At 30.2% G+C, this 12,145-nt stretch carries 11 protein-coding genes; 5 read left to right on the forward strand and 6 right to left on the reverse strand.

Translation table 11 applies throughout. The annotated features are described in order from the left end of the window. Position 1 precedes the first annotated feature (1 nt). Both CLU82_RS03850 and CLU82_RS03855 read right to left on the reverse strand, forming a co-directional pair. On the reverse strand, positions 2–910 hold the full coding sequence (locus tag CLU82_RS03850; protein ID WP_100841850.1) for a prohibitin family protein: 909 nt from the start codon (positions 908–910) through the stop codon (positions 2–4). A 69-nt stretch (positions 911–979) separates the two neighbouring features. Further along, positions 980–2,362 (reverse strand): MATE family efflux transporter, encoded by a 1,383-nt coding sequence (locus CLU82_RS03855; RefSeq protein WP_100841851.1) that lies wholly within the window; start codon positions 2,360–2,362, stop codon positions 980–982. Positions 2,363–2,581: 219 nt separating this feature from the next. Between CLU82_RS03855 and CLU82_RS03860 the strand changes: the two genes are divergently transcribed. After that, entirely contained in the window at positions 2,582–3,124 is a 543-nt protein-coding gene (locus CLU82_RS03860; RefSeq protein ID WP_100841852.1) for a hypothetical protein, read from the forward strand. A gap of 72 nt (positions 3,125–3,196) precedes the next feature. On the opposite strand, the gene CLU82_RS20950 is transcribed toward CLU82_RS03860, so the two are convergent. The 4 genes from CLU82_RS20950 to CLU82_RS03875 all read right to left on the reverse strand — a co-directional run bounded on the left by CLU82_RS20950 (position 3,197) and on the right by CLU82_RS03875 (position 5,902). Further along, the gene (locus tag CLU82_RS20950) at positions 3,197–4,306 is read right to left on the reverse strand and encodes a cytochrome-c peroxidase (RefSeq protein WP_232735205.1); all 1,110 of its coding nucleotides are present in this window, start codon (positions 4,304–4,306) and stop codon (positions 3,197–3,199) included. Positions 4,307–4,423: 117 nt separating this feature from the next. After that, positions 4,424–4,960, reverse strand: a complete 537-nt coding sequence (locus tag CLU82_RS20955; protein WP_232735206.1) for a hypothetical protein — start codon at positions 4,958–4,960, stop codon at positions 4,424–4,426. 157 nt (positions 4,961–5,117) lie between these two features. Next, positions 5,118–5,474, reverse strand: coding sequence for a hypothetical protein (locus tag CLU82_RS03870; RefSeq protein WP_100841853.1), 357 nt, complete (start codon positions 5,472–5,474; stop codon positions 5,118–5,120). Between the two features lie 50 nt (positions 5,475–5,524). Then, positions 5,525–5,902: a hypothetical protein gene (locus tag CLU82_RS03875; protein WP_100841854.1), complete on the reverse strand. Its 378-nt coding sequence runs from the start codon at positions 5,900–5,902 to the stop codon at positions 5,525–5,527. A 444-nt stretch (positions 5,903–6,346) separates the two neighbouring features. Here CLU82_RS03875 and CLU82_RS03880 point away from each other — a divergent pair, with 444 nt between their 5' ends. From CLU82_RS03880 to CLU82_RS03895, 4 genes are all read left to right on the forward strand, one after another. Beyond that, positions 6,347–7,177, forward strand: coding sequence for a hypothetical protein (locus CLU82_RS03880; RefSeq protein WP_100841855.1), 831 nt, complete (start codon positions 6,347–6,349; stop codon positions 7,175–7,177). A 100-nt stretch (positions 7,178–7,277) separates the two neighbouring features. Continuing rightward, positions 7,278–9,200: a transglutaminase family protein gene (locus tag CLU82_RS03885; RefSeq protein WP_100841856.1), complete on the forward strand. Its 1,923-nt coding sequence runs from the start codon at positions 7,278–7,280 to the stop codon at positions 9,198–9,200. Positions 9,201–9,206: 6 nt separating this feature from the next. Beyond that, positions 9,207–11,363, forward strand: a complete 2,157-nt coding sequence (locus tag CLU82_RS03890) for a DUF3857 domain-containing protein (protein ID WP_100841857.1) — start codon at positions 9,207–9,209, stop codon at positions 11,361–11,363. Positions 11,364–11,643: 280 nt separating this feature from the next. Further along, positions 11,644–12,144 carry an RNA polymerase sigma factor gene (locus CLU82_RS03895; protein WP_198520186.1) on the forward strand — a complete coding sequence of 167 codons (501 nt, stop codon included), beginning with the start codon at positions 11,644–11,646 and terminating at the stop codon, positions 12,142–12,144. The last annotated feature ends 1 nt before the right edge of the window (position 12,145 follow it).

A 12,145-nucleotide genomic window follows, 5' to 3' on the forward strand; every position in this document is an offset into this window, starting at 1 on the left:
ATTACTTATCGGATAAAATAACTGGTGCATTTCCTTTTCCATTCATAAAAATAATTTTAGAATTTGAAGAAGCTGCTAACTCTTTTTGGGCCTTAATTTGTTCATATTGTAACTGCTTATCAGTAAGTCCCAATGATATAATTCTCTGATAATCGGCAATACCTTGTGCTTCTACTCTTTTACGTTCGGCCTCTTGTTTTTCTTTTTGAAGGACAAATGTCATTTTTTGAGCATCTTGTTCTGCATTAATTTTACTTTCTATCGATTTTTTGACTGAAATAGGAAGATCGATATTTCTAATCAATAATTGTTCTAGAACTAAACCTCTATTTTTGAAATCAGATTCGATACTTTTGAAAATTCGTTCCTGAAATTCATTTCTTTTGGTCGAATACAAAGCAACTGCATCATAAAAAACAGCATTGTCTCTTATCCTTGTTCTTGTAATAGGTCTCACTATTTTATCAGTATACCCCACCCCAATATTTTTAAAAATTTTTGGAGCATCCGTAGGAATGACACGATACAAAACTGTCAAATCAATTACTACTTCCAGCCCATCATTCGATAAAACACGAATGGCGTCATCTCCTTCTTGAGTTCCCTCGCCATGAATAGCAGACATAGTATAATTTTGTGTCTGTACATCAAATTCGGTAATATCCAAAAGAGGATTTATAATATGTAAACCGCTTTCCAGAACTTCAGAATCTACACTTCCATAAAGAGACTTCACTCCTACTTTTCCAGCATCAATTTGCTTGAACATAGAAGAAAACAGCCCCAAAACAATTAAGATAAATCCAATAATTCTAAATAAACCAGTAAATTTCGAAATTGGATTAACCCTATTGGTTAATATAAATCCAAAAATTAGTAAAATTATTCCAAGAATAATAAGTAGTATCATTGTGTAGTTTTAAATTGGTTCAGTGATTATACGCTAAAACCAATTATAAGTTACATTCTTACAAATGGTTTATTTTTCAGTATGTTTTACAACTAACTTTCTTGTCAAACGAGCAAACCGAATGTACAAAAACAAAGCAGCAGAAGTCAAACCTGCCAAGAGACCGATCCAAACGCCAACAGCTTTCAATTCGGTATATTTTCCTAAATAAAAAGATATAGGAAAACCTATTATCCAATATGCCACAAATGTAATGTACATTGGAATTTTCACATCCTGTAGACCTCTTAAAGCTCCCAAGACTACTACCTGTATTCCATCAGAAATTTGAAAAATAGCGGCTATCAATAATAATTTTGAAGTTATCATAATGATTTCTTTATTATCAAGAGCCTGTGCTGGATCGTGCATGTTCAAAAACAAATGTGGTAAGAAATTATGAAAAACGATAAAGATCAATGCAAATACAGCTTCAGTAATTATTGCTAGTAAAAAAATGGAACGTGCTACAATAATTAAATTTTTATAATCTGATACACCTCTCGAATGACCTACTCGAATCATTGCTGTAACGCTCAAACCCATGGCTACCATAAATGTTGAAGAAGCCAAAATCAATGCAATTTGATTGGCTGCCTGACTATTTTTGCCCAAAGATCCAGAAAGCCATATTGCAGCAGTAAACAATGTTACCTCAAACAACATTTGTAAAGCCGACGGAACTCCAAGAGCAACAATTTTTTTAATAATTGATTTTTTAATTTCTTTAAAAGTAAAATTTTTAAAATACTGACTCATAACAGCATTATGTTTCATTAGATAATGCATAAAAACCACCATCATAATTCTAGAAATTACGGTTCCCAGAGCAGCTCCAGTCACTCCAAGTTTTGGAAAAATCCAAAAGCCATAAATCAATACATAATTAAAAAATACGTGTACTACATTAGTCAAAATAATCGAATACATCGAATATTTAGTCAAAGACAACCCATCGGCAAATTGCTTATACCCCTGATACATTACAACAGGAATCAAAGAAAAAGCAACCCAATCAATATAAGGAGCGGCAAGTAAAACCACTGCTTTTGGCTGATCCATAAAATACATTAATTGCTTAGACAATACAGTTATGATAAACAAAGACACGCCCAAAATAGTACATAACAACAAGCCATGATGAAAAGTAGTTCGAATTTTTTTATCATTTTTCTCCGCATCAGCTTCGGCCACCAAAGGTGTAATCGCAGTAGAAAACCCAATTCCAATAGCCATAGCCAAAAAGATAAAACTATTACCTAAGGAAACAGCAGCCAACTCTGTCGAACCCAGATTTCCAACCATATAATTATCTACAATACCTATCAAAGTATGCCCTAGCATTCCAAGAATTACAGGGTAAGCCAATTTAATATTATAGGTAAATTCTTTGGTGTATTGAGAGAAGTTCATTTTAAATTTATTGAATCGGCAAAGGTAATTAGAACAAATTAATTCTATGAACATTATTTCATTTATAATGAAAACATAATAAAATATGAACCATAAATTATATAAAATTTATGAATAATTCTGTAATAAGACTGCTTGTTTGCTGTTATACTTTTGTAAAGTACTCAAAATAGATGAGTGCATTACTATATTTTTTTTACAAACTAAAATTTTAAAATCATGCAAATCAGACAAAAAATCAAAATCATTATGGTATTCGCAATCTCGATATTATTTGCGAATAACACTAAAGCGCAGGAAACAACAAATTATGATCAAGGTTTTCGTCTTGGAATAGGTGTAACAGGAGGATATGCCGTTCACGATCCTTATAAATTAGCCTTAGGTGCCGATGCCAGACTACAATATGACTTATCCAAAAGATATTCTTTAACTTTAACAACTGGATATAGTCGTTTATTTGTAAGTGAAGCCGATGGAGATGATCTTGGATTTGTTCCAGCAAAAGCTGGTTTCAAAGCTTTCATTTGGAATGATCAATTTTACATAATGGGTGAAGCCGGTGCTGCTTTTGTAACTGACCCTCATTACCACAAAACCTCATTTCTTTGGGCACCAAGTATTGGTTACGCAACAAAATACATTGATGTTTCTTTACGCTATGAACAATACAATGACTTTTTAAGATTGAATAATAGTGGAAATTTAGGCAAAGGTGTTGGTCAAGTAGGCCTTCGCGTAGCTTATGGCTTTGATCTATAAAAAAGTCAACATAAATAAAAAATGTGCTGTAATTCAGCACATTTTTTATTTACTTAAATACATCTGATTCTCTTAATATAATTTTTTATCCGTCAAAGTTTTCATAAAAGCTATTAATTGCTTTTTTTCTAAAGGAGTTAATTTTAATTTATCAGTTGGTAAAGTTTGATTAGGCAAATTAAAACTCAAACCGCTTCCACCGCCTTGATCATAAAAATCTACAACTTCTTCTAATGTTTTAAAAAAACCATTATGCATATAAGGAGCCGTTAAAGCAATATTACGAATTGTTGGTGTTTTAAAAGAATAACGATTCACTTCAGCGTGTGTCAAATCATATTTACCAAAATCAATATCTATCTTTTTGTTTTTCCCAGGAACCCCAAGAACTTCACTTTCCGATCTGTCAAAATTGGGAGGAACAGTTCCATTTGTCAAAGGAATAAAATGACATGTTGCACATTTAGCTTTACCTGTAAATAAATTAAAACCCGCTATTTCGTCGAGATCCATCTGATTTTCACCTCTCATATACCCATCGAATTTGGAATCATAATCACTCAAAGATCGAATGTAAGATGCCAAAGCATTTTTTATCTCAAAAGCAGTAATTTCTTTGTTTGGAAATGCTTTTTTAAAATCAGCAGCATATTTTTTGCTTTTCTTTAAATCCAAAGCTGATTTATCAAGAGATCCATGCATTTCATTTACGTTTGTAATCACAGCAATTGCCTGATCCTCTAAATAATTTACTCTCGAATCATAAAAAAAACTACGCTGAAAAGCGATATTCCTTAATGTTGGTGTATTTCTTTTTACCATCATTGTACCGTCCAATGAAACTGCTTTCTCCAATCCGTCAGTAAAAGCTTTATCCGAATGATGGCAAGAAGCACAAGAACGAGAATTATCACCCGATAAAATTGGGTCATTAAACAATAATTTACCCAAATCTATTTTTTCTTTAGTCGTTTTATAATCTGGAAATCCAGAAAATGCTTCAGCATCAAAAACATTTTTATCAAATAAGGTTTGAGCAGTCACTTTCAATCCACGAGTTTCTTTAAAAAAAGGAATTTTAAAACTTAACTGTGTTTCATAAATAGATTTACTCAAAGGATTTAAATACTTTGTAATAAAATAAGCTCTGTCAAATTCATTAAACCTCGCATTTGTATTCAAATATTCTTTTCCTTGCTTTACTATATTTAAAGCAATGAGAGTTTCTTTATTATCACCGTAAATGTCAAGCTGCTTTTCAATAGTCTCTAATGATGTTATCGCTTCCGCTAAAGAATTTTATGCAATTGGGAAATCAAATCCAGTAATTCCTAATGTAATAATTCTAAAAACCTCTAAACGCATCGCATCAAAAACAGAAGAATCAGTCAAATCATTCGTTTTTGAAACCATTTCTAACCGATATAAATTAGCATTTAGAATCCCAATTTCTTTTAATAAATCATTTTTCGTAATCAAATCGAACTCAGGAAAAAGATACTCCTCAATAACTTGAAGTCCTGCAGGCGGAACTGTCATTCCTTCATCAATCTCATATTCATCTAAAGCTGGCCCATTTATTGCTTTCGAAACTGTTGGAAAATAGTACTCACAAATGGGCTCTACCCTTTTATAACTTTGGTGTACTTTTAAAAACTGAATTTGGAGTTGTTTCGATGCTGCATCAGTTTCAACTAAATGTTGCAACTCTACAACTTCATCTTGTAAAACAACTAAATCCTTTTTATACAAATCATTAATTCGTTCAGCTTCAGATTTAGAATCTGCACAAGAAAACAGTAAAAAAAGAATAAAAAGAGAAAATATATTTTTCATGTAACTGGTTTAAAAATAAAAAACAGAAACCACGATTCTCATAAAAAGAACCGTGGCATTCTTAAAAAAAATATCTAGCCAGCGCTGAAACCAAGTCCTTTTTTATATCCTAAGTGTAAAAATTTTCACATAATTAAACAACAGGATAATTTTATTATTAATCTCTAACATAATCAAAACTCACAGAATCATACAAACTAGAATCTGATAAAGATGATATTTTTATTCTATAGATACCTGAAGGAATATAATCTGTATTTGACGAGCCATTATTTGTTGTTATTATGGTACTCATTAATACACCACTAGAAAAGAGCTCAATCTTTACTTTGTCTGTAGAGATAAATGTTGGATGCCATTGAATTCGAACCCCTGTACCCCCATTAATTTCAGTCATACCTCCAAACGGAAAGGTAATCATATCATTAAGTGAATATAAATCAGGGTATAAATATTTTGATGCAATTAAATCAAAACTAGAAAAACCAATTGAATTCGTCAAACTTGAATTCATTACAGAATTAGGATCGAGATTTTGAGAATTACCTGCAGGTGTGTTAGGTATTATATTATATCCTGTCGGATTAGTATACTCACCCTTGGAATTGAGCTATCAATTTTTACAGTCATTGAATTAACTTTATTCATATAAACTAACGTATTGATATATGCTTGTTTTTTAGAAAAGGATTTAACTGTAAGAAGTGACTTGCCTTTACTTACCATTATATCATTTTCAACAAGATAAAAATTTTCAAAATCTCTAATATTTTCAATTTTAATTCCCTTTTCTAATAGATGAACTATAATAGGATCTTCTATATTTAAAGTTGGAGTTGGTATTAATTGTTGATCTATATCATCGTTGCTATCACTTTGACAACTAACAAAAAATGAACTAGAAAAAGCTAAGAAAAGCGTTAATAAAATGATTTTTTTCATAAGGTTTAATTTAAATTTCAAACAAATAAACCATAATACTTCACACTTTCAATTAATTCAATATTAACAAAACTTTAACAAATAAAAACTTAGATTACAAAGTAGCTACATCAACATATTTATTTCTTCAATTAACACAGAAATATGTCTTGTAAAACACTTAATCAAATACTCATTTAAATTCAAAAAAAGCCAAATTTCCTCTTCAACAAAAAAAGACTACTTTTGAGAGACAAAATCCAGTTGTTAGTTGCATATGAAATTCACTGAACTCAAATTAAAATAAAAGTTAGTGAAATAATCTTTTTCAAGAACTGCTTTTTTTCTAAGCACTTGCAGGAGCTTCCCTTGGTCGCTCTGCCAGTACAAGAAAAAATAGCTGTTCTTTTCAAAAGGATTTCCACTTCCATCTGGACTAGGACATTAATTTACAAAATACATTTAATGGAAAAATTTACACTCGAAATTCTTTTTCACATCATAGGAATAGGTTCAGCCTCTGGACTCATTTACAAGGAAAACAGTTTATTTATCATTGGAGACAACAGTGGTTTTCTATACGAATATGCAATTCCTTCACAAACATTGCAACTACATAAAATAATAGAAAATGCCTCCGAAAATATTATAAAAAGTGAAAAACCCGATTTTGAGGCTATCACTCATTTTGGAGACAAACTCTATGTTTTTGGTTCGGGATCAACCCAAAAAAGAAACAAAATGATTCAAATCAATACGCAAGAAAAAGAAATCAGTACCAACGACCTGACCGATTTGTACTCCGTAATGCAAAGTTTTGGAGAAATTAAACCCGAAGATTTTAATATTGAAGGAGCTATATACACTGGAGAAGAATGGTATTTATTTAATCGAGGTAATGGTGAATCGGCCAAAAATGTAATGTTTACTATTCAAGGAAAAAACCTAATTAATGAATTCAATATTCTATCCAACAGCTACAAATTGCCCAAAATAAAAGGAGTACGCAGTAGTTTTACCGATGCTGTTGCAATTGATGATAAAATATATTTTCTAGCAACTGCCGAAGACACTAAATCGACTTATCATGATGGTAAAATTCTAGGAAGCTTTATCGGCTGTATTGATACCAAAACTATGAAAATCGCTTTTACCAAAAAAATCAGTGATTCACAAAAATTCGAAGGAATAACCATTTATAAAAATACAAACGATACAATAGAGTTTTTACTTTGTGAGGATAACGATACTGAAGTATTAGAAACTACAATTTATAAATTAACAATATCAAAATAAAGCAGCACGAAAATTAAAACCGCGACAAAAAAATAAGAAAATTATTTTATTTTAGGTTTTTGAATTAAAATTAAAAGTAGTATTTTTCCAAAAAAAATCTATGATTCGAATTGCCTCGAAAGTATTAGTAATCCTACTGTTTTCAACTCCCTTATTCGCTCAAAAAAACATTGACCCAACCGATGCTGATTTAACAAAAGCGAAAACACTACGCGAAACTTATACAAAAGACGATGTTGCCATATTAGAAAGTTCTGAAAACATAACTTTTGATATAAACAAAGACCAAACCAAGGTCATTGTAAAACACAAAGTGAATGAACTTTTGATGAATATCAACCATAGAGCTGATATTCAAAAATATGAATTTTACGATAGTGAGTCTAAAATTGAAGAGTTTAGTTTGAATTTTAGAAATGATAAAAAAACAGATTTTAGTATTCACGACGAATTTTACAAAGACAACGATTTATTTTATAATGATGCCCATGTAAAATACATGAAAATTGACTTTCCAGTACAAGGATACACCTATAAATACGCATTGGAAAAAAAATATGACGACGTTAAATATTTTACCGCGCTCTATTTCAATGACGAATTTCCCGTTTTAAAAAAACAAATTACCGTTACTGTACCTTCTTGGCTAAACATTGAACTAAAAGAATTCAATTTTGACGGCAACAATATTACCAAACAAGAAACAAAAGACTCAAAAAACAATACTGTTTTTACTTATACCCTAAGCAATATTCCTGCGATATATAAGGAAGAAGATTCCCCAGGAAGAAGCTATCTGTATCCACATATTTTAGTAATAGCAAAATCATTTAAATACAAAGAGAAAGAAGTTGTTTTATTTAATTCAACCGCAGACTTATACAAATGGTATAAATCATTGATTGATACAATGAAAGATGACCCCACTGTTTTTAAAGATAAAGTAAACGAACTTACTGCAAAAGCTAAAACAGATGAAGAAAAAATAAAAAACATCTATTATTGGGTTCAAGACAATATTAGATACATAGCTTTTGAAGATGGTATAGCCGGTTTTAAGCCAGATGAATCTAATCACGTATTTCAGAATCGTTATGGAGATTGCAAAGGAATGGCCAACCTAATAAAACAAATGCTAAAAGTAGCTGGTTTTGATGCACGTTTAACTTGGATTGGAACCAAACATATAGCCTATGATTATAAAACACCATCATTAGCGGTTGACAATCATATGATTTGTACTGTCTTTCTCAAAGGAAAGAAATACTTCCTTGATGGTACAGAAAATTATGTTCCTTTTGGAGAAAATGCCGAAAGAATTCAGAACAAAGAAGTTATGATTGAAAACGGAAATGATTTTATTATAGAAAAAGTTCCATTGGTTACTGATTTGGCAAATAAAGAATCATACAAATCTAAAATTTTTATCGAAGGAGACAAATTAAAAGGGACTTGTTCCAGAAATTATTCTGGAGAAAGTAGAACTCAATTTTTAAAAATCTACTCTTCTTTTAAAACCGATAAAAAAAGAGAAAAACTTGAAAACTATTTATCTTCTCAGGACAAAAACATCCAAGTTAATAATATAAAAACCTCTGATTTAAATAACAGAGAAATAAAACTAAATATTGATTATGACATTGCTATCGACAATAAAGTCTCAACTTTTGATAATGAAATGTATATTGATTTAGAATACAGTCATGATTTCAAAGATTTAGAACTAAAAGACAGAAAAACTGATTACCAATTTGATTATAAAGAAAATTTTGAAACAAGCACCGTATTTGTAATCCCAACTGGATATAAAGTAAGCAAAATCCCAACTGATCTGATAGTAAAAGAAAATAATTATAGTGTTTCAATAACTTTTCAGAAAACCGACAAAGAAATCATTTACAAGAAGCAATTTGTTTTTAAAAATGCTGAAATAAAAGCAAGCGAAATACAAAAATGGAATGCTTTCAATAAAGACCTTAATTCAAACTATAATCAACAAATTGTACTAACAAAAACACAGTAATACAACATGAAATCTATTTTTACTTTTTTCTTCTTTTTATTAAGTTTTTCAATTTTTGCTCAAGACAAGGCCGAAATTGAAACTTTTTTTTGGGGAAAGTCCGATGAATATAATAAGGTTACGGAAGTTCCTAGCAAATGGAAAGATGAATCGGCTGTTATAATTTATAAAAATGAATATTATGACTATCATAAATTTGGCACAAGTGTAAAATATACTTCTGCTATAAGAAAAAGAATTAAATTACAGGATTTAGCTGCGGTTAAAGAGTTTTCTGAATTCTCTTTTGAAGACAAATTTTATTCGAATAAAGGGTATACTTCTAAAAAGTCAACCAGCATTCTTGGGGTAAAAATACTCAAACCAAATGGTAAAGAAATTATAATTGATATTGAAAAGGAAGCGAAAGAAATTGACAAAGAAAAAAAGATAGCCATTTCAAATCTTGAAGTTGGAGATATAATTGATATGTATTTCTACAGTATTGAACCTTTTAATTCCAAATATGAATTAGGATTTGATCCAGAGGAAACTACACTTGGTGACACTTATCCAATAATGAATTTAAAAATTAATTTTAAAACTGAAAATGATTTTTTTCTAAATTTCAATACTTATAATGGAGCTCCAGAACTCAAAGAAATAAAGACAAACAAAGGTGGCGAAAGACAATATGTATTAGAAGCCAAAGATATTGAAAAGAATGAATTTCCTCGTTGGTTTTATCCATTGGCAGAAATGCCATGTTATAAATTTCAAGTGTTTTTTGCAAGATCAGGAAAATTTGAAGAAAGAGCATATGCCTTTTTATCTGAAAAAGAAAGTGTTGTAAAAAAGACCGTTTCAAAAGAAGAAGTCTTTGAATTTTATAATGATAAATTCAGACCTGCTGGAGATTTATCACCGGTAGAAAAATTTATAAAAAACAATAAATTTTCGAGTGACGAAGAAAAAGTAAGGGAAGTGTATTATTTTGCCAGACATAAGTTCTACACTCAATTCATTGAACCATTGGTGGTAGAAAATCAAAAACTATTTAGTGTCTACAAATATTACCAAGATGACTTTACATGGTATATGGATTCTCAAACAAGATTTATTAATTATTTCATGAAGTTCCTAAAAGAGAACAAAATTGATTATGATTTAATTGTAGCAACTGGTAGAGAAAATGGATCAATCGATGACTTACTAATTCAGCAAAACTTAAAAGTTCTTCTTAGAATAAACACTCCAAAACCTATCTATTTAGATGAGTTTTCGTCATTTTCAAACACGGATATATTTGATAGCAATCTAGAAGGTACAAAAGCCTATGTTATGCAAATTTCAAAAGGAAAAAAAATTGTAGATGCCGTAAATACTACTTTACCAGAAACATCAGCCAATGATAATGCTTCGAAAGTTGTGTCAAACATAACTATTGCAGATGATTTTTCAACTATAAAAGTCAATCGTGAAATGCAATATTTAGGGCACATTAAAGAAGAAGAACAATCTGATCGTGTAAAGTTTTATGATTATGTACATGAAGATAATTCTAAATACATCACAGAATCTTTAAATGATCGTATAAAGAGTAAAAAAGAAAGAGCAAAATACATAAAAGAATACGATGCATTTATAAGTAAACTTAAAGAACAACTATCAGAAAAATATAAAAAAGATATAAGCGAAGAATTTGGTTTTGAAATAGAAGACTATACTTTTTCTACTGTAAACACAGGAAGATACGGAACAAACTCTCCACTTATTTTAAATGAAGGTTTCGCAATCAAAAAGGATTTAATAAAAAAAGCCGGTAATAATTATATCTTTGAAATTGGAAAATTCCTAACCAAACAAGTAGAAATTACCAAAAAAGAAAAGGATAGAAAAAACAATGTGTATTCGCCTTACCCACGTAGCTACGAAAATGAAATTGTATTTGAAATCCCTTCAGGATATACTGCTTCTGGAATTGAAAAACTGAATAAAAAAGTACAAAATGAAACTGGAGAATTTATTAGTACTGCAAAAATAGAAGGCAACAAATTAACTATTAAAACATCAAAGAAATACAATAAATACTATTGGCCAAATGCAGATTGGAAAAAAATGATTTCTTTTTTAGATGAAGCCTATCAATTCACTCAAGAGAAAGTTTTATTGAAGAAAAAGTAATTGCTTTTCTTTTTAATTAAAAATTAAAGTTAAAGATTATCAAAAAAGATAGTAGGTTTTTTTTAAAGAACACTACTATCTTTTTTTTTTTGCCATTATAAAAAACAATATTCTAATTTAGGCTGTCGATTTACCAAAACTAGAAACTATTATTTATGAGCTATCTGTTCTAAAACATAAAATATTTTAATCCCTTCCCAACCTTTTTCTCTTTTTAATCCTCTTTAGTAGAAAGACAACAATTGTGATAAACGAAAACTTAATTTCCAACTGCAAAAAAATGCATCGCGACGCCCAGCGTCAGGTGTATGAGCTTATGGCTCCAAAACTGTATCGCACTTGCAAGCGTTACCTAAAGAAAGAAGAAGAAATAGAAGAAGCCTTAGCCGATGCTTTCTACACTATTTTTACAAAACTCGATCAACTGAAAGAGTTTGGTGCTTTTGAAGCTTGGTGTCGAAAAATCACGGTCAATCATTGTTTGGCAACCATCAAGAAAAAAACCAATTTCAATTTGTATCTCGATGATGTAAAAACTATTTCACAACCTTTTACAGACGAAGTGACAGAACTTGAAGAGGAAGATTTACTCAATTTACTAAATCACATCCCTGACGGTTGCAAAACCATTTTTAATCTTTTCGTTATTGAAGGTTTCAGTCACAAAGAAATTGCAGCTATGCTTAACATTTCTGAAGGCACTTCTAAATCACAATTGAATGCTTCAAAAACCAAGCTCAAAGAGTTAGTAAACAATTTGTATTACCAAAAAGCGAAATAGT

The organism is Flavobacterium sp. 5, assembly GCF_002813295.1.
Classification (GTDB): Bacteria; Bacteroidota; Bacteroidia; order Flavobacteriales; family Flavobacteriaceae; genus Flavobacterium.

Coding starts and splice junctions, on each gene's coding strand:
- CLU82_RS03860 (WP_100841852.1), top strand. CDS start 2,582: ATGCAAATCAGACAAAAAATCAAAATCATTATGGTATTCGCAATCTCG.
- CLU82_RS03855 (WP_100841851.1), bottom strand. CDS start 2,362: ATGAACTTCTCTCAATACACCAAAGAATTTACCTATAATATTAAATTG.
- CLU82_RS03875 (WP_100841854.1), bottom strand. CDS start 5,902: ATGAAAAAAATCATTTTATTAACGCTTTTCTTAGCTTTTTCTAGTTCA.
- CLU82_RS20955 (WP_232735206.1), bottom strand. CDS start 4,960: ATGAAAAATATATTTTCTCTTTTTATTCTTTTTTTACTGTTTTCTTGT.
- CLU82_RS03895 (WP_198520186.1), top strand. CDS start 11,644: ATGCATCGCGACGCCCAGCGTCAGGTGTATGAGCTTATGGCTCCAAAA.
- CLU82_RS03850 (WP_100841850.1), bottom strand. CDS start 910: ATGATACTACTTATTATTCTTGGAATAATTTTACTAATTTTTGGATTT.
- CLU82_RS03870 (WP_100841853.1), bottom strand. CDS start 5,474: ATGAATTCAAGTTTGACGAATTCAATTGGTTTTTCTAGTTTTGATTTA.
- CLU82_RS03890 (WP_100841857.1), top strand. CDS start 9,207: ATGAAATCTATTTTTACTTTTTTCTTCTTTTTATTAAGTTTTTCAATT.
- CLU82_RS03880 (WP_100841855.1), top strand. CDS start 6,347: ATGGAAAAATTTACACTCGAAATTCTTTTTCACATCATAGGAATAGGT.
- CLU82_RS03885 (WP_100841856.1), top strand. CDS start 7,278: ATGATTCGAATTGCCTCGAAAGTATTAGTAATCCTACTGTTTTCAACT.